A 26,399-nucleotide genomic window follows, 5' to 3' on the forward strand; every position below is an offset into this window, starting at 1 on the left:
ATGCGCCACCGTGCCGACCCATGAGTCGGAAAGTTCAGCCGAGGTGCTCCATGGATATCATCGAAACGATTAAAGAGCAGATTGCCAACAACACCATTCTGCTTTACATGAAAGGCTCGCCGAATGCCCCGCAGTGCGGCTTCTCCGCTAAAGCTGCGCAGGCTGTCATGGCCTGTGGCGAAAAGTTTGCGTACGTGGACATCCTGCAGAACCCGGAAATCCGCGCCAACCTGCCGAAGTACGCCAACTGGCCGACTTTCCCGCAACTGTGGGTGGGTGGCGAGCTGATCGGCGGCAGCGACATCATGACCGAGATGGCAGCAGACGGTTCGCTGCAAAGCACCATCAAGTCGGCGGTCGAAGCCGCTGCGGCGAACAAGTCCGAAGCCTAAGCGCTTTTCTGTAGGAGTGAGCCTGCTCGCGATAGCGTTCTGTCAGTTGATTTAAGTATTGACTGATCCACCGCCATCGCGAGCAGGCTCGCTCCTACAACGGATGTGTGGCGTTGCTTGAATCGCGCCAGGCAACAAAAAGCCCCGCACCTCAAAAGAGGGCGGGGCTTTTTCGTATCTGGCGTTCAGCGGGCGCTGACTTACTCTTCGCCCATCTGCGATTGCAGATAGTTCTCCAGACCGATCTTGTCGATCAGGCCCAGTTGGGTTTCCAGCCAGTCGATGTGTTCTTCCTCGGACTCGAGAATGTCTTCGAGCAGTTCACGGCTGCCGAAGTCGGCAACGGTTTCGCAATGGGCGATGGCGGCTTTCAGGTCGGCGTGGCCGGTTTTCTCGATACGCAGATCGCACTCGAGCATTTCACGGGTGTGCTCGCCGATGTGCAGCTTGCCCAGGTCCTGCACGTTCGGCAGGCCTTCAAGGAACAGGATGCGCTTGATCAGCTTGTCCGCGTGCTTCATCTCGTCGATGGATTCTTTGTATTCGTGCTTGCCGAGCTTGTTCAGACCCCAATCTTCGTACATGCGCGCATGCAGGAAGTACTGATTGATCGCGACCAGCTCATTGGCGAGGATCTTGTTGAGATGCTGGATGACGGTAATGTCGCCTTTCATGATCGGAGTCCTGCCCTGTAATCGCGGTATATAAGGCGGAGTTTGAGCTTCACACTTATAAGTGTCAAACCTAAGTTATTGAATAATATATGAAAATTAATCGGAATAAGAATGTTTGTGTTCCGCGTCTTGACGCTAAGCGATTGATTTTCAGGCATAAAAAAACCGGACATAAGTCCGGTTCTTTGAAATTGGGCTGATCAGGCGGCAGTAAATTCTGCAGGGTAGGGAATCGCGGCCTGAGCGGTTTGCAGCTTGGTCAGGGTTTCACGTACTACTTCCTTGGCCAGGCACGCACATTTGCCGCATTGGCTGGCGACGCCGGTCGCCTGGCGAACTTCTTTGTAGCTGCAGCAACCTTCATAGATCGCTTCGCGGATCTGTCCGTCGGTGACGCCAGTGCAGAGGCAAACATACATAAGTAAGAACCGTCGCTGGTTGTGACTCAATTGCGATGGATCTTAATGTTAACGAGAATGATTGTCAAAGTGCTTTCCGGCAGGTTTTGAGCTTATTTGGCTCATGACTGACGAACGGTGTTTGAGCGTCGATTGCCTGTCCTTATAAATGCTCAACGGACAGCCGACGTGGAAAATCCGTTGAGGACAGGTCAAAAACGCAGTGTATGATGGTCGTCCCTTGCGAAGAGGGTTCGTGTCACAGGGCTGTCGCCTGAGGGTGGCAGGCTGGCCCGGACCCTGAACTTCAAGTCTTTACACCAGGAGATATCAATGAGCGTACTCGTAGGCAAACAAGCCCCTGACTTCACCGTCCCGGCCGTACTCGGCAATGGCGAGATCGTTGACAGCTTCACCCTGTCCTCGGCCATCAAAGGCAAATACGGCCTGGTGTTCTTCTATCCGCTGGACTTCACCTTCGTCTGCCCGTCCGAGCTGATCGCTCTGGACAACCGCATGGCCGATTTCAAGGCACGCAATGTTGAAGTGATCGCTGTGTCGATCGACTCGCACTTCACCCACAACGCGTGGCGCAACACCCCGGTCAACAATGGCGGCATCGGCCAGGTGAAATACACCATGGCAGCCGACATGAAGCACGACATCGCCAAGGCTTACGACGTTGAGTCGGAAGGCGGCGTAGCGTTCCGTGGCGCGTTCCTGATCGACGACAAGGGCGTTGTCCGCTCGCAGATCATCAACGACCTGCCACTGGGCCGTAACATGGAAGAGCTGATCCGTCTGGTTGACGCACTGCAATTCCACGAAGAGCACGGCGAAGTCTGCCCGGCCAACTGGAAGAAAGGCGACAAAGGCATGAACGCTTCGCCAGAAGGCGTTGCGGCTTACCTGACCGAGAACGCTGCTGCCCTGTAAGGCGCAACGTCGAGGTACAAAAAAACCGGCTCACGTGGCCGGTTTTTTCATGCGCGGGATTTGATCGACGAGGATCAGTCGTCGAAATCTTCCCAGCCGCCCATCTGCTTCCAGCGGTTGACGATGCCGCAGAACAGCTCAGCGGTTTTCTCGGTGTCATAACGCGCCGAGTGCGCCTCGCGGCCATCAAAATCGATACCGGCGGCCTGACAGGCTTTGGCCAGCACGGTTTGACCGTAGGCCAGACCGGCCAGGGTCGCGGTGTCGAAACTGGAGAACGGGTGGAACGGGTTGCGCTTCATGTCCAGACGCGCAACTGCCGCGTTGAGGAAGCCCAGATCGAAACTGCTGTTATGCCCGACCAGAATCGCCCGCTTGCAGCCGTTGGCCTTCAGCGCCTTGCGAATGCCACGGAAAATGTCGGTGAGCGCGGTTTCTTCGCTGACGGCCATGCGCAGCGGGTGATCGAGTTTGATCCCGGTGAACTCCAGCGCCGCTGCCTCGACGTTAGCGCCTTCGAACGGCTCGACGCGGAAGAAGTAGGTGTGATCCGGGTATACAAATCCCTTTTCATCCATGGCGATGGTGGTCGCAGCGATCTCCAGCAAGGCATCGGTGGCCGCGTTGAAACCACCGGTTTCTACGTCGACGACAACCGGCAGGTAGCCGCGAAAACGTGCTGCCATCGGATGGCGGGGACCGCCGCCGCCATTTTGACCGTCCAGCTCGTCGTCGAAATGCTCTTCACTCACGCGTGTTCCTCCAGCAGGCGCCAGCGCAGTTTTTCACCGGCGCGCAGCGGGATAACGGTCAGCTCGCCGAAAGGCAGGCTGGTCGGGGCGGTCCATTCTTCACGAACCAGGGTGATGCGGTCGGTGTTCGTCGGCAGGCCGTAGAAGCGCGGGCCGTTGAGGCTGGCGAAGGCTTCAAGCTTGTCCAGCGCGTTACGTTGTTCGAACGCTTCGGCGTACATCTCGATGGCGGCGTACGCGGTGTAGCAGCCGGCGCAGCCGCAGGCGGCTTCCTTGGCGTGCTGGGCGTGCGGAGCAGAATCGGTGCCGAGGAAGAACTTGGCGCTGCCACTGGTGGCTGCGTCGAGCAAGGCTTCCTGATGCGTATTGCGCTTGAGGATCGGCAGGCAGTAAAAATGCGGCCGAATTCCGCCCACCAGCATGTGGTTGCGGTTGTACAACAGGTGATGTGCGGTGATGGTTGCGCCAACGTTGGCCGAGGCCTCGTTGACGAACTGCACGGCATCGCCGGTGGTGATGTGTTCGAACACCACTTTCAGCGTCGGGAACCGCTCGACCACTCGGCGCATGTGTTCATCGATGAAAATCTTTTCGCGGTCGAACACGTCGACGTCGCCACGGGTGACTTCGCCGTGGATCAACAGCGGCATGCCGACGTCGGCCATGGCTTCCAGCGCCGGGAAAATCTTGTCGATGCTGGTCACGCCGGAATCGGAGTTGGTGGTCGCGCCGGCCGGGTACAGCTTGGCGGCGTACACAAAACCGCTGGCCTTGGCCTGACGGATTTCTTCCGGTTGGGTGCGGTCGGTGAGGTACAGCACCATCAACGGCTCGAACTGACTGCCGGCCGGGCGGGCAGCGAGAATGCGCTGACGATAGCCGTCGGCTTCAGCGGCGTTGCGCACCGGTGGCACCAGGTTGGGCATGATGATCGCACGCCCGAAGGTGCGAGCCACATCGGCAACGGTATTGGTCAACACGGCACCATCGCGAAGATGAATGTGCCAGTCGTCGGGACGCAGCAGGGTCAGGCGGTCAGACATGAGGGGCTTCCAGGCGGGTCAAACTGAGGCGAATGCTACCGGAAAAGACTCTTGCAGGCACCCGCTATCAAGTTTTGCCACAAGCGTCCGATATCCCGAAGGTATGCCGTAAACATTGTGTGAATCGGTGTTTGTGTTTCACAAGCCAATGGAGCCTCCCGTGCGCCAGCGTTATCTAGCCCTGCTCAGTGTGTTTGCCAGCCTCCCTGCGATGGCGCTTACCTACCAGACCCGTCTGGAGAACATTGAGTGGACGGTCGCCGGCGACAAGTTCGAGTGCCGTCTGACCCAGCCGATCACCGATTTCGGCTCAGGCGAGTTCGTGCGCAAAGCGGGTGAACAGGCGATCTTCCGGCTTAATGCCTACAACGCCATGCTTGGCGGCGGCTCGGCGACGTTGCTCGCTGCCGCTGCACCGTGGCAGCCGGGACGTGGCGACATCAATCTGGGCTCAGTCCGCCTGGGCAGCGGCAACGTGTTGTTCAACAGTTCGCAGTCGCAGGCTGGCGGGCTGATCAGCGGTCTGCTGGACGGTCGCAGTCCGGTTGTACGCCGCGCATCGGGCGACGGTCGGGTCTCGGAGGTGCGCCTGCTGCCGGTCAAGTTCAGCAAGGCATTCAACGATTATCAGACCTGTGTGGCGAAGTTGCTGCCGCAGAATTTTGATCAGATCAAGCAATCGCAGATCGGTTTCCCCGGCGAAGGCGTTGACCTCGACCCGGCGGCCAAAGCCAAACTGCAAGTGATGCTCGAATACATGAAGGCTGACCCGACGGTGAACCACATCGAACTCGACGGCCACTCGGACAACAGCGGCAATCGCCTGACCAACCGCGAACTGTCGCGCCGCCGGGCGCTGGCGGTGGTCGACTTCTTCAAGGCCAATGGTATTCAGGAGTCGCAGATCACTGTGCGTTTCCACGGCGAGCAGTATCCGATCGTGCCGAACACCAACAAAGCCAACCGTGCGAAGAACCGTCGTGTCAACGTGAAACTGGCGCGCGTCGCACCGACGACAGCCCCGGCTCCGGCACCGCAGGCGAGTACGCCAGCCACGGCGGCAACGACTTCCTGACTCGCCGGTCATCGTCGCGCTCTCGACAGATTCTGTCGCTTTGTCGTCTTAAGCTGTCGCGCCTCTGTAAATTATCGCGTTGGAGCGGTAGACTCCCCGGCTTTCCGTAGAACCCCGTGGAGTGATGGCATGGCGGACGTAAACAAGGTCGTTCTGGCGTATTCCGGCGGCCTGGACACTTCGGTGATCCTCAAGTGGCTGCAGGATACTTATAACTGTGAAGTGGTGACCTTCACCGCTGATCTCGGTCAAGGCGAAGAGGTCGAGCCGGCCCGCGCCAAGGCCCAGGCCATGGGCGTCAAAGAAATCTACATCGACGACCTGCGCGAAGAGTTCGTGCGCGATTTCGTCTTCCCGATGTTCCGCGCCAACACCGTTTACGAAGGCGAGTACCTGCTGGGTACTTCCATCGCACGTCCGCTGATCGCCAAGCGTCTGATTGAAATTGCCAACGAAACCGGTGCCGACGCCATTTCCCACGGCGCGACCGGCAAGGGCAACGACCAGGTGCGTTTCGAACTGGGTGCCTACGCGCTCAAGCCAGGCGTAAAAGTGATCGCCCCTTGGCGCGAGTGGGACTTGCTGTCGCGCGAGAAGCTGATGGACTACGCCGAGAAGCACGCGATCCCGATCGAGCGTCACGGCAAGAAGAAATCCCCGTACTCGATGGACGCCAATCTGCTGCACATCTCCTATGAAGGCGGCGTGCTGGAAGATACCTGGACCGAGCACGAAGAAGACATGTGGAAATGGACCGTCTCCCCGGAGAACGCTCCTGACAAGGCGCAATACCTGGAACTGACCTACCGTAACGGCGACATCGTTGCGCTGGACGGCGTTGAAATGACTCCGGCCACCGTGCTGGCGACGCTGAACAAGATCGGTGGTGCTCACGGTATCGGCCGTCTCGACATTGTCGAAAACCGTTATGTCGGCATGAAGTCCCGTGGCTGCTACGAAACCCCGGGCGGCACCATCATGCTGCGCGCGCACCGCGCCATCGAATCGATCACCCTGGACCGTGAAGTCGCGCACCTCAAAGACGAGCTGATGCCGAAATACGCCAGCCTGATCTACACCGGCTACTGGTGGAGCCCTGAGCGTCTGATGCTGCAACAGATGATCGACGCTTCGCAGGTCAACGTGAACGGCGTTGTGCGCCTGAAGTTGTACAAAGGCAACGTGATCGTCACTGGCCGCAAGTCCGACGATTCGCTGTTTGATTCCAACATCGCGACCTTCGAAGAAGACGGCGGTGCTTACAACCAGGCCGACGCGGCGGGCTTCATCAAGCTCAACGCGCTGCGCATGCGCATTGCTGCCAACAAGGGCCGCAAGCTGTTCTAAGCCTCACAGGCTGACGCGAAATAAAAAGGGCGAACTTGTCTTCGAGACAGGTCGCCCTTTTTTGCATCAATGGTTGTCTGCTGCGGCCGGGCATTGTTCCGGATCCTCGCGCTTGGCAATGCCTCATGTTCAGACTCTTCCCAACAACGTCACTGCTCGTGAACAGAGGTTATAGACGATGCACAGCGTTTTGCCGGGGCCTTTCTTTACCTGCCGGGCCTGCCACAGTGCATGTTGCGTCAGCAACACATCCGATACGTGATTGGAGAGAAATACAATCACCCGCGCTGTCTTGCGATCAAGGTTGCGGATGTTGTGCAGAATCGTCGCCAGTTCTTTTGCGGCATCGACATCCCGCGCATCGATCAGGTGCAGATAACTGACCCATGCCGGCAGTTGAATATTGTGCTGAACGATCTGACTGGATCTTGCATTGCCAACTGTCGGGGGTCGGCCGCATTGTGGACTTTGCACGCGTCTTTGCGCTCGACATTGCCTGACTCGCTGGGAACGATACAGCTGGTCAGCCCGAATGTAGCTTGATCGCCAGGCTCGAGTGCTGAGGTGTTTCGCTTGTTATCGCGCTCACTGGTATCTATCACTTTAAGAAAGTTCTTGTCTTTATCAAAGTCTGAAGGTGAATAGAGCGAGCGATAGTTGAAGTTTAGCGTGATAAAGAAAAGAAACAGCAAGTAGAACGGAAAACTTATAAGAAACCACACATAAATCTCCCTGTCCTTGTTGTCGAGGAAAGGCAGGGATACGGCTGCAGATGTTTCCGAAATGGCTGCGAATATGGCGATGACCGTCATCGGATTGGCAATCTTGTTTTTAAGTTTGATCATCTTTGTGCTCTTCGGTTTGTTTTTTCTCATGATGGTTATTTATATGGGTAAGTGTTTAGTTGAACGGCGAGCATCCATATTTATAGAAATTTGATTGGTTTTGGTATAAATATCTTGTTTCAAGTGTTTAGGGTGGCCACGGGTTATTACCTGGCAGGGCAACGGTGATTTCGTGATGTTTCCAATCGTTGAGCGATAAGTTTCCAATGCAGATTGCAACGCCTCACCGCGCTGCCACACGCAGGCATTCCTGGCGATGAATTCTGCTCAAGACGCTTTTAGTCGTAACCTGTAACAAGGGGAAAGGTGAAATATTGCTGCGAGCACAACGGCAAAAAGCGTCAGATGTTTAGGGCGTTAACGGTTTTTTGTAGGATTAATCCGCGATCGCTGTAGGGCATGTCTCTGGATGCAAGTGCATGTCAACCCTGGCATGCCATCAAGCAAGTGACTGGGATATTGTGCGTGCTCTAAAAATTCGAACAGCGAAACTGGACTTGCCCATGAATAAAGTGCTGATCGTGGATGATCATCCTGTCATTCGTCTTGCGGTGCGTATGCTGATGGAGCGGCATGGCTACGAAGTCATTGCAGAGACGGATAACGGAGTGGATGCGTTACAACTTGCTCGAGAACAAATGCCGGATATTGTCATTCTGGATATCGGCATACCGAAACTGGATGGTCTGGAAGTTATTGCGCGGCTGACTTCAACCGCCATGCCGATCAAAGTGCTGGTGCTGACTTCGCAGGCGCCCGGGCATTTTTCGATGCGCTGCATGCAGTCGGGTGCAGCCGGTTACGTCTGCAAACAGCAGGACCTGACCGAGTTGCTCAGTGCAATCAAGGCCGTGTTGTCCGGCTACAGCTATTTCCCCAACCAGGCCTTGCATACCGTGCGCACCAGCCTAGGCAACGCTAGCGAAGCCGACATGGTCGATCGTTTGTCCGGGCGGGAAATGATGGTGCTGCAGCAGTTGGCGCGCGGCAAGACCAACAAGGAAATTGCCGACGGTATGTTTTTGAGCAACAAGACCGTGAGCACCTACAAGACGCGCTTGTTATTGAAGCTCAATGCGCGCTCGCTGGTCGATCTGATCGAGTTGGCGCAGCGAAATGGTCTGGTCTGAATATCTCGAAAGCTGACGGGTCATGGGCAGGACGGATTCAGCGAGCTGCAGAAAGTGAAAAGCCTCCGGTTCGGGAGGCTTTCAGGTATCAAAGATCAAAATCGTAATCAGCCAATTGCCTATGCAGTCGGCGCTCCTCAAGCAGGTTATCGATGGTGCGGCGCTTGCTCAGGTTGGTCTTTGCAACTTCGACCACGGGCTCACTATCGTCGGACTCAACGGGAATAAAATCGTCGTCTTCATCCACGGGTACTTTGTCGTCGCTCATAAGGTTAGCTCCCGGCCAAGATTGCCTTTGGCGCTCCTTATATCGATATTCCGGTGGCGGGTAAAAAAGTTTTTTTCAATCGGCTTATCAATTTTCCCAATAGCCGCTCAATCGTCCGAAGTTTTCGCTTTGTACTCGCACAGGTCTTCTATCCGGCAACTGCCGCAACGCGGCTTGCGCGCCAGACACACATAACGTCCGTGCAGAATCAGCCAATGGTGGGAGTCGAGCAAAAACTCCTTGGGCACAAACTTCATCAATTTCATTTCAACTTCAACCACGTTCTTGCCCGGCGCAATGCCGGTGCGGTTGCTGACCCGAAAGATATGCGTGTCGACCGCCATGGTCAGTTGCCGGAACGCGGTATTAAGCACCACGTTGGCGGTTTTGCGGCCCACGCCGGGAAGGGCTTCCAGTTCTTCACTGGTTTGCGGTACCTCGCCGCCGTGGCGTTCGACCAGCAGACGACAGGTTTCGATAACGTTTTTCGCCTTGCTGTTGTAGAGGCCGATCGTCTTGATGTATTCGGACAGGCCTTCAACGCCCAAGGCATGGATCGCGGCCGGTGTATTCGCTACCGGGAACAGCTTGGCCGTAGCCTTGTTGACGCCCACGTCAGTCGACTGCGCCGACAGAATCACCGCAATCAACAGCTCGAACGGTGATGAATAAGCCAGTTCGGTTTTCGGCTCGGGATTGTCTTCGTGCAGACGGCGGAAAATCTCCAGACGTTTTGCGGCATTCATGGGCGATGCATTTCCTTTGAATTCAATTTCGGGCGAATCAACGCCTGACGCGCTGCCAGCAACAGCGCCAATACAATAAAAGCGCCGGGGATCAGACCGATCAGTGGCAGTCCCTCGCTAAACAGAACAATACCTTGCCAGGTCTCCGAAGGGCTGCGGCCAAGACTGCCGCTCCCTGCAACCTCGCGCAATGTCCCCAGCAGCAACAGCAATGCGCCGAACAGAGCGCAGAGTTTGCCGCGCTCAACCAGCGTCTGGCGCCAGAAGCCATTGTATTCCAGCACTACACATTGCAAGGCGATCAGGCCGGCATACAGGCCGAAAGCTTGCTGCCACGACAGAAACCAGCGTTGCGCCAACACATCAGCGCAACTGCTGAGCGTGGCGGCGAGCAAGACGCTGACCACTAATCGGCCCCTTTCTGTCAGTGGCGGGCGTAACAAGTGCATGCACAGGCCATACAGGCCCACGACAACACTGAACGCCAACAGAACGCCGATTGCGCCTGCGAGTGAACCGCTGCTGCCCAGCAGCAATGTCAGCATCAAGCAGTGGGCGAGGCCCGGCGCTGGCTTCATGTTCCGCTCCCCAGCAGTGCGGCGCGATGATCATCAAAATAACGCAGGGCGTCATGCACCGCATTGATGACTGCGCGAGACGTGACGGTCGCTCCGGCGATCTGATCGAATTGGCCTTGATCCTTCTTCAGCGCCCAACCGGCATCGCTCGATTTGCCGGCAAACCCCTGCAGCCAGGCATTCGGCCGGTCCGCCAGATGCCCGCCAAGTCCCGGTGTTTCGCGCTGTTCCAAGGTTTTCACCGCGAGCAAACTGCCATTCGGCTCGATGGCGATCAATAATTCGATCGCGCCCACATAGCCCTGAGTCTGACTGCGCAACAGTATTGCCGCGGGCTTGCCATTCAGGGTCGCGCGATAGCCGGCGCTCAACTGGCTGTGGGCCAGTCGGGTATCGATCAAGCTCAGTGGCTGCTGCAGCGGTTGATTGTCGTAGCTCTCGGGCGCCAGCATGTCGAGCCATTTGCGGCTGTCGAGCAAGTGCTGTGCGGCGGCGATCTGTGGTGCGCTCGCACGCGCCAGCAGGTAAGTCACGGCGAGACCGCTGATGGCCACCAGCAGCACGATCGTTGCGCTGGCCCGACGACTCACGGGCTCACCTTGATCTGCCGACGCGCATCGAATCGCTCGAGCGCCGGCACACAAAGATTCATCAGCAACACTGCAAAGGCCAGCCCGTCCGGGTAGCCGCCCCACGTACGAATCATGTATGTCAGCAACCCGACCCCCACACCGAATAGCAAACGGGCCAGTGCGCTTTTGGCGCCGGAGACTGGTTCAGTGACAATGAAGAACGCGCCGAGCATGGTCGCGCCGCTGAGCAGATGAAACAGCGGTGAACCCTGCGAATCCGATCCCGAGCCGTTCCAGCACAGCAGGCTGATCAGCAACAGGCTGGCGAGCATGCCCAGCGGTGCGTGCCAGCTAAAGACCCGACGTTGCAGCAAAAACACGCCACCGGCCAGAAACGCCAGATTCACCCACTCGGCAACACGTCCGCCAAAGTGGCCGAACGCCGGATGGCTGGCAAACAGTTCGTCCATGGTCAGGCTGGTGTTGGAGCGCAAAGAGTCCAGCGCCGTTGCCTGCGCCCAAGCGTCCGGCGCCTGCCCCGAACCCGATATCTGCTGCCAGGCTGCCGCCAGATCCAGACTGTGCGCCGGCCACTGCGTCATCGCCCGCGGAAACATGATCATTACGAAAGCGAAACCGAGCATCGCCGGATTGAACGGATTTTTGCCCGTGCCGCCATACACGTGCTTGCCGAACAGCAGGCCCGCGGCCGTTGCTGTCACCGTCAGCCACCAAGGACTATAGGCGGGCAATGCCGCCGCCAGTAATGTTGCGCTGACCAGTGCGCTGGCGTCGCGCAGCGCTGGCCGCAGGGGCTGCCGACGCATTCGTGCGACGCTCGCCTCGACGATCAGCGCGGTGGTTGCCGCCAGCATCAGATTGATCAACACGCCCCAACCGTAAAACCACAACAGTGTCAGCAGCCCTGGCACCGTGGCCAGCAGCACGGTTCTCATCGCCTGTTGCAGGCGATCGTCCGCTGCCTCAAAGGGCGGCATGTTCGTTCACCTGACGCTCGGCGGCTTGCAGTCGCGCGCGGGCCTCATCCAGAACTTCCGAAGGAGTGTCGGCATTACGTTCGAGCTTGCCGTATTCGGCGCGACACATTGCCAGCTGGATCTTCGCTCGTTTCAAATCGGCGTCTTTGGCCGGCGCCGGGGCTGCTGGCTCAATGACGGCACTGTTTTCCAATTGCGCCAGCGCCTGTTCAGCCGCTTCGAACTGGCGCTGCAACACGATCAATTGCGCCTGCTGCTCGAAAGTCGGCGGATGGCCGAACGCTTTCAAGGATTTGTGCAGTTGCGCGCGGCTCATCGCGACATCGACTTTGGCTTTCTTCACGGCTGCATCGGCGTTCGCCGCTTTTTGCGCACGCACCCGTTCCAGGGCCGCCTGCACCGGGTCGGTGGCGCTCACTTGCGCATGCGCCGACCGTTTCGCCCGCGCCTCACGTTCAACCTGTTTCTGTTGTTCCTCGCGGCGCAGGCGTTCATTGCGCCGCTCGAAGCGTTGCCGTGCGTGATCGCGTTTGGCGGCGCGTGCGCGTTGCTCGTCGAGGCTGAAGGCCAGCCCGCCCACCACCGGCAACGTCTCGGGCGGCAGCGGGTGCATTTCGATGCAGTCCACCGGGCACGGCGCCACGCACAGGTCGCAACCGGTGCATTCGTCGATCAGGACGGTGTGCATCAGTTTTGCCGCGCCGACAATCGCATCGACTGGACAAGCCTGAATGCACTTGGTGCAGCCGATGCACTCGGCTTCGCGAATAAACGCTACCTGCGCCGGCGCCGAGCCGCGGCTGACGTCCAGTTCGAGCACCGGCACTTTCAACAGCTCGGCCAGCGCGGCGATGGTTTCCTCGCCACCCGGCGGGCACTTGTTGATCGGCTCGCCCGCGGCGATGCCTTGCGCATAAGGTTTGCATCCGGGATGGCCGCACTTGCCGCACTGGGTCTGCGGCAGGAGGGCATCGATGCGTTGAATCAGACTCATGTTTTGATCAGTCCACTGAATCCGAGAAAAATCACTGCGATCAATCCGGCACCGAGCAGATCGATCGGCAGGCCGCGAAAGGGCAGGGGAATATCGTTGTCAGCCGTGCGTTCACGCAGGTCGCTGAACAGGCTCAGCACCAGCCAGAAACCCAGCCCGGCGCCGAGGCTCAGCGCCATCGCGTGAAGCAGGCCGTGATCGTATTGCGTATTCATCAGCGCGAGGCCGAGAACGCCGGCATTGCCCAGCAACAGCGGCCATAACCCGTCGAAAGGCAGATTCGGCAAGCCGCGCGCCAGGCTTTTCAACAACGGCGCGATCAGCAACACGCTTAACGGCAGAAACACAAACAGGCGCAGTGATTGGAGTTGCAGCGGCACCAGCAGCCAGTTCCATACCGCGTAGCCGAGCACGCCGACACCAACCATCAGACACAAGGTTGCCAGCCCCAACGCATGCACCTGGCGCCGGTTGCCCGCCAATAGCGGATCGACGCCCAGCGGCCAGTGCAACACGAAGTTGTTGAGCAGCGCGGCACTGATCAGCGTTAGCACGAATTCGGTCATGGTTCTGCCAGCGAAACGGGCGGGTGTCTCTCAAGGTTAGGCTTTATCCGGCCGCCTATGAAAAATCCCACCGGCATGCAGTGCACGCCGGTGGGATCGATTTACCGCACTGTCTTACTTGATACGTTGACCCGGCTTGGCGCCGCTGTCCGGGCTCAGCAGGTAGATCTCTTCACCGCCAGGACCTGCCGTCATCACCATGCCCTCGGAGATGCCGAACTTCATTTTCCGCGGCTTGAGGTTGGCGATCATCATGGTCAGGCGACCGTCGAGTTTCGACGGATCCGGGTAAGCGCTCTTGATCCCGGAGAACACGTTACGTTGCTCGTCGCCGATATCGAGGGTCAGGCGCAGCAGCTTGTCGGCGCCCTCGACGTGCTCAGCCTTGACGATCAGCGCCACGCGCAGGTCGATGGCGGCGAACGCGTCGAAATCGATTTCCGGCGACAGCGGGTCCTTGGCCAGTTCGCCATTGCCGGCCGGGGCGGCTGCGCCGGTGTCGGTCTGGCTGGCGGTAAGGTCTTCTTTCGAGGCGTCGGTCATGGCTTGCACTTTTACCGGGTCGATGCGCGTCATCAACGGCTTGAATTCGTTGAGCTGATGGTTGGCCAGCAGCGTGGTGTGGTCGTTCCAGGTCAGCGGCGCGACGTTGAGGAACGCCTCGGCATCGGCGGCCAGCAGCGGCAGCACCGGTTTGAGGAAGATCACCAGTTGGCGGAACAGGTTGATGCCGGTGGCGCAGATCGCCTGGACTTCATCCTGCTTGCCTTCCTGCTTGTTCAGCGACCACGGTGCCTTGTCGGCGATCCACGCGTTGGCGCGGTCGGCCAGGGCCATGGTTTCACGCATGGCGCGGGCGAAGTCGCGTGCTTCATAGGCGTCGGCAATGCTCGGCGCGGCAGCGAGGAAGGCCTCGGTCAGCTCTGGCGCGGCATTGTTGTCGACCAGCAGGCCGGCGTTGCCCTTGTGGATAAAGCCGGCGCAACGGCTGGCGATGTTCACGACTTTGCCGACCAGATCGGAGTTGACCTTCTGCACGAAGTCTTCGAGGTTCAGGTCGAGGTCATCGACGCCACGGCCCAGTTTCGCCGCGTAGTAATAACGCAGGTATTCCGGCGACAGATGATCCAGATACGTACGCGCCTTGATGAAGGTGCCGCGCGACTTGGACATTTTCTGACCATTGACGGTCAGGTAGCCGTGCACATTGATCGCGGTCGGCTTGCGGAAACCCGCGCCTTCGAGCATCGCTGGCCAGAACAACGCGTGGAAGTTGACGATGTCCTTGCCGATGAAGTGGTACAGCTCGGCGGTCGAGTCCTTGCCCCAGAACGCGTCGAAGTCCAGCTCCGGCGTGCGGTTGCAGAGGTTCTTGAAGCTGGCCATGTAGCCGATCGGCGCATCCAGCCACACGTAGAAATACTTGCCCGGCTCGCCCGGAATCTCGAAACCGAAGTACGGCGCATCGCGGGAGATGTCCCACTGTTGCAGGCCGGCATCCAGCCATTCGGCGATCTTGTTGGCGACCGCGTCTTGCAGAGTGCCGCTGCGGGTCCAGGTCTGCAGCATCTGCTGGAAGTCCGGCAGCTTGAAGAAGAAGTGCTGGGAATCCTTGAGCACCGGGGTGGCGCCGGAGATCGCCGACTTCGGATCCTTCAGATCGGTGGGGGCGTAGGTCGCGCCGCATTTTTCGCAGTTGTCGCCGTACTGGTCTTCGGTGCCGCATTTCGGGCAGGTGCCCTTGATGAAGCGGTCGGCCAGGAACATTTTCTTTTCCGGGTCGAAGTACTGGGTGATTGAGCGTTGGGCAATGTGCCCGGCGTCACGCAGCTTCAGGTAGATCTGGCTCGACAGCTCACGGTTTTCTTCGGCGTGAGTGGAGTGGAAGTTGTCGAAATCAACCAGGAAGTCGGCAAAGTCGGCGCTGTGTTCAGCCTGCACGTTGGCGATCAGTTGTTCCGGGGTGATGCCTTCCTTTTCCGCGCGCAGCATGATCGCCGAACCGTGGGCGTCGTCGGCGCAGACATAAATGCATTGGTTGCCGCGATGCTTCTGGAAGCGCACCCACATATCGGTCTGGATGTATTCCAGCATGTGGCCAAGGTGGATCGAACCATTGGCGTAGGGCAGGGCGCTGGTGACGAGGATCTTGCGTGGCTCGGACATGTAGGGCTTCGCTACTTGATGAAACGGAGGTCGGCCACTATAAAGCGCCGGACAAGATATTTCACCCCTGCAAATCGTTGCCGGGCATGCCGTCCGGAGGATAGAAGGGGTAGGATAGCCGCCATCTTTTCCAGTCTTGTTATCGGAGTTGCCCATGAGCGCCGTCACTCGCGCAGCGGTGGAAGCCGTCCTCAGCCAATACACCGACCCTTACCTGAACCAGGACCCGGTCAGCGCCGGTTGCGTGAAAAACATCGAGATCGTCGGTGACCGCGTCAACGTGCAGCTGGAAATCGGCTACGCCGCCGGTCTGTTCAAGAGTGGCTGGGCGCAATTGCTGCAACTGGCCATCGAAAACATCGAGGGCGTGGTCATCGCCCGGGTTGAGGTCAACAGCGTGATCGCCGCGCACAAGGCGCAGGCGCAGATTCCGGGGCTGGCCAACGTCAAGAACGTGGTCGCCGTGGCTTCGGGCAAGGGCGGCGTGGGCAAGTCGACCACCGCTGCCAACCTCGCTCTCGCGCTCGCTCGCGAAGGCGCCAAAGTGGGCATTCTCGACGCCGATATCTACGGCCCGAGCCAGGGCATCATGTTCGGCATTCCCGAGCGCACCCGCCCGGAGGTCAAGGACCAGAAATGGTTTGTGCCGCTCAAGGCCCACGGCGTCGAAGTCATGTCGATGGCGTTTCTGACTGACGACAACACGCCGATGGTCTGGCGCGGGCCGATGGTCTCCGGCGCGCTGCTGCAACTGGTCACGCAAACTGCGTGGGGCGATCTGGATTATCTGGTCATCGACATGCCGCCAGGCACCGGCGACATTCAACTGACCCTGGCGCAGAAAGTCCCGGTGGCGGGCGCGGTGATCGTCACCACGCCACAGGACCTGGCCCTGCTCGACGCGCGCAAAGGCGTGGAAATGTTCCGTAAGGTCAACATTCCGGTGTTGGGCGTGGTGGAAAACATGGCCGTGCACATCTGCTCGAACTGCGGGCATGCCGAGCATCTGTTCGGTGAGGGCGGTGGCGAGAAGCTTGCCACCCAGTACGGCGTGGAACTGCTGGCCTCGCTGCCGTTGTCGATGCTGATTCGTGAACAGGCCGATGGCGGCAAGCCGACGGTGATCGCCGAACCGGACAGCCAGATCGCCATGGTCTACCAGGAACTGGCCCGTCACGTCGGCGCGCGGATCGTGTTGCAGGAAGCGGCGACGCCGGCGATGCCGAATATCACCATCAGCGACGATTGAATAAACGCTGGATGAAAATGTGGGAGCGAGCCTGCTCGCGAAGAGGGAGTGTCAGTCAACGAAGATGTTGGCTGACCCACCGCTTTCGCGAGCAGGCTCGCTCCCACAGTTGTTTTGTGTTGGCAATCAGATGCGCAAGCCGCCATCCATCTCCAGAATCCGCCCGGTGTAGTAGTCGTTTTCGAAGATATATGCCGCCGAATGGGCGATCTCTTCCGGTTTGCCCATGCGCTTGAGCGGGATGCCCGAGGTCATTTTTTCCAGCGCTTCGGGTTTCATGCCCAAGGTCATTTCGGTTTCGATGAAGCCCGGTGCAATGCCGGCCACGCGAATGCCGTAGCGTGCGAGTTCCCTGGCCCAGGTCACAGTCGCCGCCGCAACACCGGCCTTGGCCGCGGAATAGTTGGTCTGGCCGACATTGCCGGCGCGGGAGATCGACGAGATGTTGATGATCGCGCCGCTGTTCTTGAGCTCGACCATTTTCGCCGCCACCTCACGCGTGCAGAGGAACACGCCGGTCAGGTTGACATCGATCACTGCCTGCCACTGGGCCAGGCTCATTTTGCTCATTTCGCCGTCCTTGACCTTGAGCAGCAGGCCGTCACGCAGGATCCCGGCGTTGTTGATCAGGCCGTGAATCGCGCCAAAATCAGCGGCAACCTGAGCGACCATGTGCTCGACCTGTTCTTCATTGGCGACGTTACACAGATAGCTGCGCGCCTCGACGCCCTTGGCTTTGCATGCGGCGACGGCGTCGTCGAGCTTTTCCTGATTCAGGTCGACCAGCGCGAGCTTCGCGCCTTTGCCGGCGAGGTACTCGGCCATGGAGCGGCCCAAACCCTGGCAACCGCCGGTGATAATGATTACTTTGTCGTTGAGTTGCATGCGCGTGCCCCGATTGCTGGTCTGATGGTTTTTATTCCTGGCGGCTCCCGTTTCGCCCCGGCCGTGACCGGGTTGCGCAGGAACATTGCCCGATGGCGTGGCCGAAACCTGTTTTCGCGCGCCTGTCCGTTTTTTCGACGGATTCTATTCAAGGAGTCATAAATTGAGCGTTGAAGTGGCGAAGAATGCCCGAGAATTGCTTCTCAAGGAATACCGTGGAGTGCTCTCGACCCACTCCAGATCGATGCCCGGTTTTCCGTTCGGCTCCGTGGTCCCCTATTGCCTGGACGAGCAGGGCCGGCCGCTGATCCTGATCAGCCGCATCGCCCAGCACACCCACAACCTGCAAAAAGACCCGAAATGCTCGATGCTGGTGGGCGAGCGCGAGGCCGATGACGTACAAGCGGTGGGGCGTCTTACTTATCTGGCCCAAGCGCAGAAGCTCGAAGACACTGCCGCCATCGAAGCCGCCGCTGAGCGTTACTACCGCTACTTCCCGGATTCGCAGAACTATCACAAGGCTCACGATTTCGATTTCTGGGTGCTCAACCCGGTGCGTCACCGCTATATCGGCGGTTTCGGTGCGATTCACTGGATCGATCAGTTGACCCTGGCCAATCCGTTCGCCGGCAAGGCCGAGATCAACATGGTCGAGCACATGAACAGCGACCACGCCAAGGCCATCGCCCATTACGTCGAACTCGCCGGTTTGCCGAACAGCGTGCCGGCGCAACTGGCCGGGATCGACAGCGAAGGCATGCACTTGCGCATCGGTCAGGCGTTGTACTGGCTAGGCTTCCCAAGTACTTGCAATACGCCGACACAAGTGCGCGAAGCCTTGGTTTCATTGGCTCACGCCGAGGTCTGGCCAAAAAAAGCGGATTCTTAAGGTTGAATTCACGCAAGGGCGACGTCATCTAAGGCTTACTGCAAGGCATTTCTTGCGTTGAGGACAATTTTGATGCGCCCTTTTCTGTTGCTCTTTCTGCTGTTTCCAGTGCTGGAGCTGTTCGTATTCGTCAAAGTGGCAGGGGCGATCGGTTTTTTCCCGGCCCTGCTGCTGATTATCGTCGGCTCGATGTTCGGCGTGTTCGTGCTGCGCGTCGCCGGCCTCGCCACCGCCCTGCGTGCCCGTGAAAGCCTGAACCGCGGCGAACTGCCGGCGCAGACCATGCTTGAAGGTTTGATGCTGGCGCTGGCCGGCGGTCTGCTGATCATTCCGGGCTTCATCAGCGACGTGGTCGGTCTGGTCATGCTGCTGCCGTTCACCCGACGTCTGCTGGCGAACAAAATGCGCCAGCGCGCCGAAGACCAGGCCATGCGCCAGCGCGCTTTCGCTGACGACCTGCAGCCGCGTGGCGGTCCGGCACCGCGCGAGCCGTTGGGCCGTGAGCCGAATGTGATCGAAGGCGAGTACGAACATCGCGACAACAAGTAACGTCAGCATCGACACGGCACCTTCGGGTGCCGTGCTCGTTTATGGGGCCAAATCGCCGGACTGCGTCAAAATTTTTTTTGTCCCAGCCCTTGTAATCAGCTTGTACGCCCCTATGTATCGGTCACCGAAAGGTTTCCGGTGATTACACCGGACAGACTTGCGCGGTTCGCTCGACGAGCCGCACCCGGCACAGGCCGGATTTGTTAAACCCGCCGGGACTACACCGGCCGATGAAAACCACAATTAGGAGAGATCGACAATGAAGCTTCGTCCTCTGCATGACCGCGTCGTCATCCGTCGCAGCGAAGAAGAAAAGAAAACCGCTGGCGGTATCGTCCTGCCAGGTTCGGCTGCTGAAAAAGCCAACCACGGTGAGATCCTCGCTGTAGGCCCGGGCAAAGCACTGGAAAGCGGTGAAGTGCGCGCACTGTCCGTGAAAGTGGGCGACAAGGTTGTGTTCGGTCCTTACTCCGGCAGCAACACTGTGAAAGTCGATGGCGAAGACCTGCTGGTAATGAGCGAGAACGAAATCCTCGCGGTTATCGAAGGCTGATACTCCCGTTCATTTTCCCGTTACTACAAAGTATTTAAGGAATATCGATCATGGCTGCTAAAGAAGTTAAGTTCGGCGATGCCGCCCGCTCCAAGATGCTCAAAGGCGTCAACGTTCTGGCTGACGCGGTAAAAGCGACCCTGGGCCCGAAAGGCCGTAACGTGATCCTCGAGAAGAGCTTCGGCGCTCCGACCATCACCAAGGACGGCGTGTCCGTCGCCAAAGAAATCGAACTCGAAGATCGCTTCGAAAACATGGGCGCGCAGCTGGTCAAAGACGTTGCCTCCCGTGCCAACGATGACGCCGGTGACGGTACTACCACTGCCACCGTTCTGGCTCAGTCGATCGTCAACGAAGGCCTGAAAGCCGTCGCTGCCGGCATGAACCCGATGGACCTGAAACGCGGCATCGACAAGGCGACCATCGCCATTGTCAAAGAGCTGAAGGCCCTGTCCAAGCCATGCGCTGATTTCAAAGCCATCGCTCAGGTCGGCACCATCTCCGCCAACTCCGACAACTCCATCGGCGACATCATTGCCGAAGCCATGGAAAAAGTCGGTAAAGAAGGCGTGATCACCGTTGAAGAAGGCTCGGGCCTGGAAAACGAACTGTCGGTTGTAGAAGGCATGCAGTTCGACCGTGGCTACCTGTCGCCGTACTTCGTCAACAAGCCGGACACCATGGTTGCCGAGCTCGACGGCCCGCTGATCCTGCTGGTCGACAAGAAGATCTCCAACATCCGCGAAATGCTGCCAGTACTGGAAGCTGTCGCAAAAGCCGGCCGTCCGCTGCTGATCGTTGCCGAAGACGTTGAAGGCGAAGCCCTGGCGACTCTGGTGGTGAACAACATGCGCGGTATCGTTAAAGTCGCTGCCGTCAAGGCACCAGGCTTCGGCGATCGTCGCAAGGCCATGCTGCAGGACATCGCTGTTCTGACCGGCGGTACCGTGATCTCCGAAGAGATCGGTCTGAGCCTGGAAAGCACCACCCTGGAGCACCTGGGTAACGCCAAGCGCGTGACCCTGTCCAAGGAAAACACCATCATCGTTGACGGTGCTGGCGTGCAGGCAGACATCGAAGGCCGTATCGCTCAGATCCGTGCCCAGGTTGCCGAAACTTCCTCGGACTACGACCGTGAAAAACTGCAAGAGCGTCTGGCCAAGCTGTCCGGCGGCGTTGCAGTGATCAAGGTTGGCGCTGGTTCCGAAGTTGAAATGAAAGAGAAGAAGGCCCGCGTTGAAGACGCCCTGCACGCAACCCGTGCAGCCGTTGAAGAAGGCGTGGTACCTGGCGGTGGCGTTGCGCTGATCCGTGCTCTGGAAGCCCTGACCGAACTGACCGGCGACAACGCTGACCAGAACGTCGGTATCGCTGTACTGCGTCGCGCTGTTGAAGCGCCGCTGCGTCAGATCGCTGCCAACTCCGGTGACGAGCCAAGCGTAGTCGTCAACGAAGTGAAGAACGGCAAGGGTAACTTCGGTTACAACGCTGCTTCCGGCGAATACGGCGACATGATCGAAATGGGCATCCTGGACCCAACCAAGGTAACCCGTTCGGCTCTGCAAGCCGCAGCCTCGATCGGCGGTCTGATCCTGACCACCGAAGCAGCTGTTGCTGACGCACCGAAGAAAGAAGGCTCGGCTGGCGGCGGTATGCCAGACATGGGCGGCATGGGTGGCATGGGCGGCATGATGTAAGCCAGCCTTACCCCTGTAACGAAAAACCCCGCCGGCGCGAGCCAGCGGGGTTTTTTATTGCCCGAATTCTGGGGTGGGCTACAGACCGAGGTGTGGCCATCGCTGGCAAGCCAGCTCCCACAGGAATCCAAGGGCAGGCACATAGTGTGTGAACACTCTCAGTCCCTGTGGGAGCTGGCTTGCCAGCGATGGCGTCCGATCAAGCGCTGACGGGGCGTGCTTTGACAACTGTTGCAGCCTTGCCCGCCGGGCGATACAGCACCCAGTAATAAGCCCCCAGGCAAATCAGCCAGCAGAAAATCGCCGTCCACACGTTATGCGAGAAGAAGTGCGCGCCCTGCATCATCCGGCTGATCGAAAACACCGAGCCCAAGGCAAAGGCGAACACAAATGCCTGCCGCGCCAGACGTGGACGACGATCACGCAGGACAAAGAACAACGCAAACAAGGTGAACCCCGTCGCCGCATGCCCGCCCGGCCAGCAACGCCCCGGCTTGTCAGTCGGCGGCCGATGGTCCATCAACTTGCTGTACTTTTCGTGCCCACCAAATTGCTCCAGGCTCCACGGGCATTGCACCGCCGTCACGGCTTTGACCGGGGTGACGAACGAAGTGGCCAGGCCCAGCGACAGCACCAGACAGCCCAGCTCACGCTTGAACGGTTTGAGCCGGGCGAGGAAAAACGAGCCGATGAAACCAAGGATTGCGAACACCGAGAAGGCGATGACCACTTGTTTGGCGCGGTCATGCAGGATGTCTTCGAGAAAGTAGCTGTGGCGTCCGATGAAGTCGCCGGCAACCGGGTCGTAGAACAATCGGGCCAGATCCATGTCCAAGTCGGTCAATTCGAGCAACACCAGAATGATCGCCGCAACCGCGGGTATGCCCAGGCATAACCAGAGGTTCAGCGGCCGGGAAACGGGACGGGCAGAGGTCAACGCCATGGGCAATTCCTTGGTCGGCAAGAGTGTTCGAGGGAGCGCAATCGCGCGGAGTCTGCGCGCATAGGCGTTGCCGATTCGTTAATCGAAAGTGAAAAAAACGTTGGCGGGCGGCATCAGCATTTTTATCGCCAAACAACCCGACACATGCCTAGCCGTGAGCCACACTTGGCCGTAAGCTGCGCGGGCCAAGACGGCCGTAACCCCGTTCGGAGGAGGTGCCCATGCGAATTCTGCTGGTCGAAGACAACCGCGACATCCTGGCCAATCTGGCCGATTACCTGGGCCTCAAGGGCTACACCGTCGATTGCGCGCAGGACGGTCTGTCGGGCCTGCACCTGGCCGCCACCGAGCATTACGACCTGATCGTCCTCGACATCATGTTGCCGGGGATCGACGGCTATACCCTGTGCAAACGCCTGCGCGAAGATGCGCGGCGGGATACGCCGGTGATCATGCTCACCGCGCGCGATCAACTGGATGATCGCTTGCAGGGCTTCAAGTCGGGTGCCGACGATTACCTGATCAAACCGTTTGCCTTGTCCGAGCTGGCGGCGCGGGTCGAAGCCGTGATGCGTCGCGCTCAGGGTGGTGGCCGCCGCGCGTTGCAGGTCGCCGATCTGAGCTACGACCTCGACACGCTTGAGGTGACGCGTGAGGGCAAGCTGCTCAAGCTCAACCCGGTCGGCCTCAAGCTGCTGGCGGTACTGATGCAGAAGAGCCCGCACGTGTTGCGCCGGGAAATTCTCGAAGAAGCGCTGTGGGGCGATGACTGCCCGGACAGCGACAGTCTGCGCAGCCACGTTCACCAGTTGCGTCAGGTGATCGACAAGCCGTTCGCCAAGCCACTGCTGCACACCGTGCACGGGGTGGGTTACCGCTTGGCCGACGTGTAATGGAGTTCAAGCAAAGCCTTTCGCAGCGGATCATCATTGCCTTTGCTTTGATGAGCGCACTGGTGGCCGGCGCGTTTGCCATGGGCATTGTCGCAACCGTGCATCTGGTCGAGGAAAAACTGATTTCGGCGGGACTCGGCGGCGACCTCCAACGTTTGCTGTTGATGGACAACGTTTCCGACTGGAGCCACCGTCCTGAACCGGATCAACTGTTCTATTTCAGTGGCGGGCCGGGAGATTTCGATCTGCCCAAGGATCTGCGCCACCTCGATGCCGGTTTTCATGAAGTGTTCCGCGAGCAGCTGTCGTATCACGCGATGGTCGAGATCGTCGACGGTCGCCGCTATGTACTGCTGCAGGATCAAAGTGATTTCGAAGAGCGGGAGCGCGTGCTGTTTGCCGTGGTGCTGGTGGGCTTTGTGCTCAGTCTGGCGCTGGCGGTGTTTCTCGGCTGGGTGCTGGCACGCAAGGTGATGGCACCGGTGGTACGGCTGGCGAGGCAGGTCCGTCATCGCGATCAGTTGCTCGGGCTGGCACCGCCGCTGGCACCGGATTATGCCGCGGATGAAGTCGGTGAACTGGCGGTGGCATTCGATGCCACGCTGGGACGCTTGCGTCAGGCATTGACCCGCGAACGCTTGTTCACCAGCGACGTCAGTCATGAATTGCGCACGCCGTTGATGGTGCTGGCCAGTTCCTGCGAGCTGCTGCTGGAGAATCCGGGCATCGATCAACGCGGTCGCTCGCAGGTCGAGCGCATTGCCCGGGCCAGCGAGGAAATGCGCGAACTGGTGCAAACGTTCCTGATGCTGGCGCGCGCGCAAAACGAAGAACCTGGGGCGGCGCCGCAGCACAACCTCACGCAAGTGGCGCAAAGCCTGCTGTGCCTGTGGCGCGAGCCGATCGAGCGCAAGGGCCTGACGCTGGACTTCGAGCCTGGCGCCCCATCGGACGACCGCTACAACGCCACCCTGCTGAATGCGGTGATGGGCAACCTGCTGCGCAACGCCCTGCACTACACCGAAGAGGGGTTCATTCGCCTGACCCTGACGGCCCACGGCTTTATCGTCGAGGACTCGGGCGTAGGTATCCCCGAGGAAAAACGCGAAGCCATGTTCGAACCGTTCGTGCGCGGCAGTGAAAAACGCGGCGATGGCCTCGGGCTTGGCTTGTCGCTGGTGCAGCGCATCTGTGAAAACCAGGGCTGGACCGTCAACTTGAGCACGATGGAACCCAATGGCTGCCGATTCGAAGTAGATCTTGGCGTTAATGGACGCAAATAGTCGCTTCAGGCTACTCCCGCCTGCCTGTCTAAATCCTGTATAACGTTGTAATACTTTGCCGGTTTACCTGACATTTTTTTCACAATTGGACGACCTGACGCTGACACGCCGCTGATTATGGTGGCGTCATCAGACATTCAGGAGTCCAGATCATGGCCGACCCGATAAAGCTCGATTTTTCCGAGAAGTATGACGACCAGCACGCACAGCGATATCTGCGCAAGCACAAGGAAAGTCTGGGCCGTCGCCTGTCGCATTGGCGCGATGAACAGTTGGCGCGCAAGGCGTTGTCGATAGCGGGTGATCCCGGGCTGGTGCTGGATTTACCCTGCGGCGCCGGGCGTTTCTGGCCAATGCTCGCGGAAAAACCCAACCGGGTGATCATCGGCGCGGACAATTCCGAGTCGATGATCAAGACGGCAATGCAAGGTCAACCGGCCGACGTGGTCAAGCGGGTACAACCGCTGCACACCTCGGCGTTCGACATTGCCTTGCCGGACAACTCGGTCGACAGCATCTTCTGCATGCGTCTGCTGCACCACATCGGTGAGTCCGAGCATCGCCAGGTGATCCTGCGCGAATTCGAGCGCGTGAGCCGCGACAGCGTGATTGTTTCATTGTGGGTAGACGGCAATTTCAAGGCCTGGAAGCGCAAGCGCGCCGAGCTGGACCGGCCGAATCGTGATTACCAGAATCGTTTTCTGATTCCGGCGGCGACGATCGAAAAAGAATTTGAACAGGCCGGTTTCCGCATTCAGGAACAACTGGACTTTATACCGCTCTATGCGATGTGGCGGGTTTACGTATTACGCAAGAGGTAACGGATGGCAGTGCAAGCAGCAGTTGAAGCGAACGTCGCTTCGCAAGATGGTTTCGATTATTACTGGGCCCAGCGTGGCGAATGGGTTGAAGAACCTAACGTGCGCCGCGGTGGCGAAAGCGGAGTACAGCGTATCGTCGGTCGCGACGGCCAGTTGCTGTACGCCAAGCGCCAGACCGGACACATCTATCGCAGCTGGTTGCACCCGTTCGGTCGTCCTACCGTATTGCGCGAACTCGATGCGCTGACTGGCGTGAGCAAGCTCGGTGTACGTGTGCCGCAAATCGTTTTTTGTGGCGCCCAGCCTGATCCGCAGCACAAATGGCGTGCGCTGCTGGTGACCAAGTCCCTGGACGGTTTCCAGGAACTGGAGCACTGGCTGGCCGCTGCCGGTGGTCGCGATCAATGTGGCGACGTGGTCTACGAACGCGTGCTCAAGGATCTGGCGGAAAACCTCTCGCGCATGCACAAAGGCCGTTGGCAGCACAGCTGCATCTACATCAAGCACGTATTCGTGCGGGTGACCGGTGAAGGCGAGTCGGCAAAGGTCGAAGTGGCACTGATCGATCTGGAAAAATGCCGCCAGCGCCTGACCGCCTATCGCGCCGCACAGCACGACATGAAGCAACTGCGTCGCCATTCGTCGTTCCGCGATGCTGACTGGAAAAAACTCGTCTATTTTTATGAGACGGCGTTTGGCAGCGCTATCAAAGGTTTATAGCGATGAAACTAGAAATTGCACGAGGTTTGTTTCTGGTCGGAGCCATGGCAGTCGCTTCATTGGCGGTGGCTGCCTGGGAGCAGCCACGCATGCAGGTCATCGGAGCGTCCACCACGGACGCTCATTGCACACTGCCACGGGTGGCGAAAGCCTCCGTGGCGACCCAGCCCGATCATGATTTGCTGTTGTTCATGTTCGGGCTTTCTCAAGGGATGAGGCCAGCCAGTTGAAATTGATGCCCACATAAAAGGCTTCGCAGATGCGAGGCCTTTTTTTATGCCCGGCTTTATCGGTTCACACATTGATCGTTCCCACGTTCTGCGTGGGAATGCCTCAAGGGACGCTCCGCGTTCCAATGGGACGCAGAGCGTCCCGGGCTGCATTCCTTTGCTGCGCGTGGGAACGATCAATGCAGACCCCTGTGGGAGCGAGCCTGC

30 protein-coding genes are annotated in these 26,399 nt (G+C 58.9%); 15 read left to right on the forward strand and 15 right to left on the reverse strand.

Features of this window, described 5'->3' with window-relative positions; genetic code table 11:
• The first annotated feature begins 50 nt into the window (after nt 1–50).
• The gene (grxD, locus tag M0746_RS02875) at nt 51–392 is read left to right on the forward strand and encodes a Grx4 family monothiol glutaredoxin (RefSeq protein ID WP_130912021.1); all 342 of its coding nucleotides are present in this window, start codon (nt 51–53) and stop codon (nt 390–392) included.
• A 200-nt stretch (nt 393–592) separates the two neighbouring features.
• On the opposite strand, the gene bfr is transcribed toward grxD, so the two are convergent.
• Together bfr and M0746_RS02885 are read right to left on the reverse strand one after the other, a co-directional pair.
• On the reverse strand, nt 593–1,066 hold the full coding sequence (gene bfr, locus M0746_RS02880; protein WP_039758367.1) for a bacterioferritin: 474 nt from the start codon (nt 1,064–1,066) through the stop codon (nt 593–595).
• Nucleotides 1,067–1,266: 200 nt separating this feature from the next.
• The gene (locus M0746_RS02885) at nt 1,267–1,485 is read right to left on the reverse strand and encodes a bacterioferritin-associated ferredoxin (protein ID WP_007953193.1); all 219 of its coding nucleotides are present in this window, start codon (nt 1,483–1,485) and stop codon (nt 1,267–1,269) included.
• Nucleotides 1,486–1,797: 312 nt separating this feature from the next.
• On the opposite strand from M0746_RS02885, the gene M0746_RS02890 reads away from it, so the two are divergent.
• On the forward strand, nt 1,798–2,400 hold the full coding sequence (locus M0746_RS02890) for a peroxiredoxin (RefSeq protein WP_003227723.1): 603 nt from the start codon (nt 1,798–1,800) through the stop codon (nt 2,398–2,400).
• 74 nt (nt 2,401–2,474) lie between these two features.
• On the opposite strand, the gene rnt is transcribed toward M0746_RS02890, so the two are convergent.
• Nucleotides 2,475–3,152: a ribonuclease T gene (gene rnt, locus M0746_RS02895; RefSeq protein WP_208939928.1), complete on the reverse strand. Its 678-nt coding sequence runs from the start codon at nt 3,150–3,152 to the stop codon at nt 2,475–2,477.
• Nucleotides 3,149–4,195 carry a dihydroorotase gene (pyrC, locus tag M0746_RS02900; RefSeq protein ID WP_090285858.1) on the reverse strand — a complete coding sequence of 349 codons (1,047 nt, stop codon included), beginning with the start codon at nt 4,193–4,195 and terminating at the stop codon, nt 3,149–3,151. Before pyrC ends, rnt begins: the two co-directional genes overlap by 4 nt.
• 160 nt (nt 4,196–4,355) lie before the next feature.
• Here pyrC and M0746_RS02905 point away from each other — a divergent pair, with 160 nt between their 5' ends.
• Together M0746_RS02905 and M0746_RS02910 are read left to right on the forward strand one after the other, a co-directional pair.
• On the forward strand, nt 4,356–5,270 hold the full coding sequence (locus M0746_RS02905; RefSeq protein ID WP_090285856.1) for a flagellar protein MotY: 915 nt from the start codon (nt 4,356–4,358) through the stop codon (nt 5,268–5,270).
• Between the two features lie 129 nt (nt 5,271–5,399).
• Complete coding sequence (locus M0746_RS02910) at nt 5,400–6,617, forward strand: argininosuccinate synthase (RefSeq protein ID WP_007916658.1); 1,218 nt, start codon at nt 5,400–5,402, stop codon at nt 6,615–6,617.
• 365 nt (nt 6,618–6,982) lie between these two features.
• On the opposite strand, the gene M0746_RS29105 is transcribed toward M0746_RS02910, so the two are convergent.
• The gene (locus M0746_RS29105) at nt 6,983–7,462 is read right to left on the reverse strand and encodes a hypothetical protein (RefSeq protein WP_342454950.1); all 480 of its coding nucleotides are present in this window, start codon (nt 7,460–7,462) and stop codon (nt 6,983–6,985) included.
• Nucleotides 7,463–7,965: 503 nt separating this feature from the next.
• Here M0746_RS29105 and M0746_RS02920 point away from each other — a divergent pair.
• Nucleotides 7,966–8,592 (forward strand): response regulator transcription factor, encoded by a 627-nt coding sequence (locus M0746_RS02920; RefSeq protein ID WP_007916656.1) that lies wholly within the window; start codon nt 7,966–7,968, stop codon nt 8,590–8,592.
• An 88-nt stretch (nt 8,593–8,680) separates the two neighbouring features.
• Here M0746_RS02920 and M0746_RS02925 read toward each other — a convergent pair whose 3' ends face one another.
• The 8 genes from M0746_RS02925 to metG form a co-directional block, all read right to left on the reverse strand.
• Nucleotides 8,681–8,860 carry a PA3496 family putative envelope integrity protein gene (locus M0746_RS02925; RefSeq protein WP_258448143.1) on the reverse strand — a complete coding sequence of 60 codons (180 nt, stop codon included), beginning with the start codon at nt 8,858–8,860 and terminating at the stop codon, nt 8,681–8,683.
• A 107-nt stretch (nt 8,861–8,967) separates the two neighbouring features.
• A complete protein-coding gene (gene nth / locus M0746_RS02930) occupies nt 8,968–9,606 on the reverse strand; it encodes an endonuclease III (protein WP_258448144.1) in 639 nt (212 codons plus the stop codon).
• Complete coding sequence (locus M0746_RS02935; protein ID WP_258448145.1) at nt 9,603–10,184, reverse strand: Rnf-Nqr domain containing protein; 582 nt, start codon at nt 10,182–10,184, stop codon at nt 9,603–9,605. Before M0746_RS02935 ends, nth begins: the two co-directional genes overlap by 4 nt.
• Nucleotides 10,181–10,774: an RnfABCDGE type electron transport complex subunit G gene (locus M0746_RS02940; RefSeq protein ID WP_258448146.1), complete on the reverse strand. Its 594-nt coding sequence runs from the start codon at nt 10,772–10,774 to the stop codon at nt 10,181–10,183. Before M0746_RS02940 ends, M0746_RS02935 begins: the two co-directional genes overlap by 4 nt.
• On the reverse strand, nt 10,771–11,754 hold the full coding sequence (locus M0746_RS02945) for an RnfABCDGE type electron transport complex subunit D (protein ID WP_258448147.1): 984 nt from the start codon (nt 11,752–11,754) through the stop codon (nt 10,771–10,773). Before M0746_RS02945 ends, M0746_RS02940 begins: the two co-directional genes overlap by 4 nt.
• Complete coding sequence (rsxB, locus tag M0746_RS02950) at nt 11,741–12,748, reverse strand: electron transport complex subunit RsxB (protein WP_258448148.1); 1,008 nt, start codon at nt 12,746–12,748, stop codon at nt 11,741–11,743. Before rsxB ends, M0746_RS02945 begins: the two co-directional genes overlap by 14 nt.
• Nucleotides 12,745–13,314 carry an electron transport complex protein RnfA gene (locus M0746_RS02955; RefSeq protein WP_258448149.1) on the reverse strand — a complete coding sequence of 190 codons (570 nt, stop codon included), beginning with the start codon at nt 13,312–13,314 and terminating at the stop codon, nt 12,745–12,747. The genes rsxB and M0746_RS02955 overlap by 4 nt, the downstream gene beginning before the upstream one ends.
• 114 nt (nt 13,315–13,428) lie before the next feature.
• The gene (metG, locus tag M0746_RS02960) at nt 13,429–15,480 is read right to left on the reverse strand and encodes a methionine--tRNA ligase (RefSeq protein ID WP_258448150.1); all 2,052 of its coding nucleotides are present in this window, start codon (nt 15,478–15,480) and stop codon (nt 13,429–13,431) included.
• A 154-nt stretch (nt 15,481–15,634) separates the two neighbouring features.
• On the opposite strand from metG, the gene apbC reads away from it, so the two are divergent.
• On the forward strand, nt 15,635–16,729 hold the full coding sequence (apbC, locus tag M0746_RS02965) for an iron-sulfur cluster carrier protein ApbC (RefSeq protein WP_208939939.1): 1,095 nt from the start codon (nt 15,635–15,637) through the stop codon (nt 16,727–16,729).
• Nucleotides 16,730–16,855: 126 nt separating this feature from the next.
• Here the strand turns inward: apbC and M0746_RS02970 are convergent, their stop codons facing one another.
• Nucleotides 16,856–17,614: an SDR family oxidoreductase gene (locus M0746_RS02970; RefSeq protein WP_208939940.1), complete on the reverse strand. Its 759-nt coding sequence runs from the start codon at nt 17,612–17,614 to the stop codon at nt 16,856–16,858.
• A 163-nt stretch (nt 17,615–17,777) separates the two neighbouring features.
• On the opposite strand from M0746_RS02970, the gene M0746_RS02975 reads away from it, so the two are divergent.
• The 4 genes from M0746_RS02975 (at nt 17,778) to groL (ending at nt 21,302) form a co-directional block, all read left to right on the forward strand.
• On the forward strand, nt 17,778–18,503 hold the full coding sequence (locus tag M0746_RS02975) for a HugZ family pyridoxamine 5'-phosphate oxidase (RefSeq protein WP_258448151.1): 726 nt from the start codon (nt 17,778–17,780) through the stop codon (nt 18,501–18,503).
• Nucleotides 18,504–18,575: 72 nt separating this feature from the next.
• Nucleotides 18,576–19,052 carry an FxsA family protein gene (locus M0746_RS02980; RefSeq protein WP_208939942.1) on the forward strand — a complete coding sequence of 159 codons (477 nt, stop codon included), beginning with the start codon at nt 18,576–18,578 and terminating at the stop codon, nt 19,050–19,052.
• Between the two features lie 259 nt (nt 19,053–19,311).
• Nucleotides 19,312–19,605, forward strand: coding sequence for a co-chaperone GroES (locus tag M0746_RS02985; protein WP_011335724.1), 294 nt, complete (start codon nt 19,312–19,314; stop codon nt 19,603–19,605).
• A gap of 50 nt (nt 19,606–19,655) precedes the next feature.
• Nucleotides 19,656–21,302 (forward strand): chaperonin GroEL, encoded by a 1,647-nt coding sequence (groL, locus tag M0746_RS02990; protein WP_090285825.1) that lies wholly within the window; start codon nt 19,656–19,658, stop codon nt 21,300–21,302.
• Nucleotides 21,303–21,501: 199 nt separating this feature from the next.
• Here groL and M0746_RS02995 read toward each other — a convergent pair whose 3' ends face one another.
• On the reverse strand, nt 21,502–22,245 hold the full coding sequence (locus M0746_RS02995) for a phosphatase PAP2 family protein (protein ID WP_258448152.1): 744 nt from the start codon (nt 22,243–22,245) through the stop codon (nt 21,502–21,504).
• Between the two features lie 221 nt (nt 22,246–22,466).
• Between M0746_RS02995 and colR the strand changes: the two genes are divergently transcribed.
• The 5 genes from colR to M0746_RS03020 all read left to right on the forward strand — a co-directional run bounded on the left by colR (nt 22,467) and on the right by M0746_RS03020 (nt 26,192).
• Nucleotides 22,467–23,138 (forward strand): response regulator transcription factor, encoded by a 672-nt coding sequence (gene colR, locus M0746_RS03000; protein WP_203419308.1) that lies wholly within the window; start codon nt 22,467–22,469, stop codon nt 23,136–23,138.
• Nucleotides 23,138–24,421, forward strand: coding sequence for a sensor histidine kinase (locus M0746_RS03005; protein WP_258448153.1), 1,284 nt, complete (start codon nt 23,138–23,140; stop codon nt 24,419–24,421). The genes colR and M0746_RS03005 overlap by 1 nt, the downstream gene beginning before the upstream one ends.
• Nucleotides 24,422–24,573: 152 nt before the next feature.
• Entirely contained in the window at nt 24,574–25,242 is a 669-nt protein-coding gene (locus tag M0746_RS03010; RefSeq protein ID WP_258448154.1) for a class I SAM-dependent methyltransferase, read from the forward strand.
• A gap of 3 nt (nt 25,243–25,245) precedes the next feature.
• Nucleotides 25,246–25,962 (forward strand): lipopolysaccharide kinase InaA family protein, encoded by a 717-nt coding sequence (locus M0746_RS03015; RefSeq protein WP_258448155.1) that lies wholly within the window; start codon nt 25,246–25,248, stop codon nt 25,960–25,962.
• A gap of 2 nt (nt 25,963–25,964) precedes the next feature.
• Entirely contained in the window at nt 25,965–26,192 is a 228-nt protein-coding gene (locus M0746_RS03020; protein WP_258448156.1) for a hypothetical protein, read from the forward strand.
• Nucleotides 26,193–26,399 lie beyond the last annotated feature (207 nt).

It is taken from the genome of Pseudomonas sp. S11P7 (genome assembly GCF_023195435.1).
Lineage (GTDB): Bacteria > Pseudomonadota > Gammaproteobacteria > Pseudomonadales > Pseudomonadaceae > Aquipseudomonas > Aquipseudomonas fluorescens_G.

Bases quoted from the DNA above. Each gene is read 5' to 3' on its own strand.
- grxD (WP_130912021.1), top strand. From the start codon at position 51: ATGGATATCATCGAAACGATTAAAGAGCAGATTGCCAACAACACCATT.
- bfr (WP_039758367.1), bottom strand. From the start codon at position 1,066: ATGAAAGGCGACATTACCGTCATCCAGCATCTCAACAAGATCCTCGCC.
- M0746_RS02885 (WP_007953193.1), bottom strand. From the start codon at position 1,485: ATGTATGTTTGCCTCTGCACTGGCGTCACCGACGGACAGATCCGCGAA.
- M0746_RS02890 (WP_003227723.1), top strand. From the start codon at position 1,798: ATGAGCGTACTCGTAGGCAAACAAGCCCCTGACTTCACCGTCCCGGCC.
- pyrC (WP_090285858.1), bottom strand. From the start codon at position 4,195: ATGTCTGACCGCCTGACCCTGCTGCGTCCCGACGACTGGCACATTCAT.
- M0746_RS02910 (WP_007916658.1), top strand. From the start codon at position 5,400: ATGGCGGACGTAAACAAGGTCGTTCTGGCGTATTCCGGCGGCCTGGAC.
- M0746_RS29105 (WP_342454950.1), bottom strand. From the start codon at position 7,462: ATGATCAAACTTAAAAACAAGATTGCCAATCCGATGACGGTCATCGCC.
- M0746_RS02920 (WP_007916656.1), top strand. From the start codon at position 7,966: ATGAATAAAGTGCTGATCGTGGATGATCATCCTGTCATTCGTCTTGCG.
- M0746_RS02925 (WP_258448143.1), bottom strand. From the start codon at position 8,860: ATGAGCGACGACAAAGTACCCGTGGATGAAGACGACGATTTTATTCCC.
- nth (WP_258448144.1), bottom strand. From the start codon at position 9,606: ATGAATGCCGCAAAACGTCTGGAGATTTTCCGCCGTCTGCACGAAGAC.
- M0746_RS02935 (WP_258448145.1), bottom strand. From the start codon at position 10,184: ATGAAGCCAGCGCCGGGCCTCGCCCACTGCTTGATGCTGACATTGCTG.
- M0746_RS02945 (WP_258448147.1), bottom strand. From the start codon at position 11,754: ATGCCGCCCTTTGAGGCAGCGGACGATCGCCTGCAACAGGCGATGAGA.
- rsxB (WP_258448148.1), bottom strand. From the start codon at position 12,748: ATGAGTCTGATTCAACGCATCGATGCCCTCCTGCCGCAGACCCAGTGC.
- M0746_RS02955 (WP_258448149.1), bottom strand. From the start codon at position 13,314: ATGACCGAATTCGTGCTAACGCTGATCAGTGCCGCGCTGCTCAACAAC.
- metG (WP_258448150.1), bottom strand. From the start codon at position 15,480: ATGTCCGAGCCACGCAAGATCCTCGTCACCAGCGCCCTGCCCTACGCC.
- apbC (WP_208939939.1), top strand. From the start codon at position 15,635: ATGAGCGCCGTCACTCGCGCAGCGGTGGAAGCCGTCCTCAGCCAATAC.
- M0746_RS02970 (WP_208939940.1), bottom strand. From the start codon at position 17,614: ATGCAACTCAACGACAAAGTAATCATTATCACCGGCGGTTGCCAGGGT.
- M0746_RS02980 (WP_208939942.1), top strand. From the start codon at position 18,576: ATGCGCCCTTTTCTGTTGCTCTTTCTGCTGTTTCCAGTGCTGGAGCTG.
- M0746_RS02985 (WP_011335724.1), top strand. From the start codon at position 19,312: ATGAAGCTTCGTCCTCTGCATGACCGCGTCGTCATCCGTCGCAGCGAA.
- groL (WP_090285825.1), top strand. From the start codon at position 19,656: ATGGCTGCTAAAGAAGTTAAGTTCGGCGATGCCGCCCGCTCCAAGATG.
- M0746_RS02995 (WP_258448152.1), bottom strand. From the start codon at position 22,245: ATGGCGTTGACCTCTGCCCGTCCCGTTTCCCGGCCGCTGAACCTCTGG.
- colR (WP_203419308.1), top strand. From the start codon at position 22,467: ATGCGAATTCTGCTGGTCGAAGACAACCGCGACATCCTGGCCAATCTG.
- M0746_RS03005 (WP_258448153.1), top strand. From the start codon at position 23,138: ATGGAGTTCAAGCAAAGCCTTTCGCAGCGGATCATCATTGCCTTTGCT.
- M0746_RS03010 (WP_258448154.1), top strand. From the start codon at position 24,574: ATGGCCGACCCGATAAAGCTCGATTTTTCCGAGAAGTATGACGACCAG.
- M0746_RS03015 (WP_258448155.1), top strand. From the start codon at position 25,246: ATGGCAGTGCAAGCAGCAGTTGAAGCGAACGTCGCTTCGCAAGATGGT.
- M0746_RS03020 (WP_258448156.1), top strand. From the start codon at position 25,965: ATGAAACTAGAAATTGCACGAGGTTTGTTTCTGGTCGGAGCCATGGCA.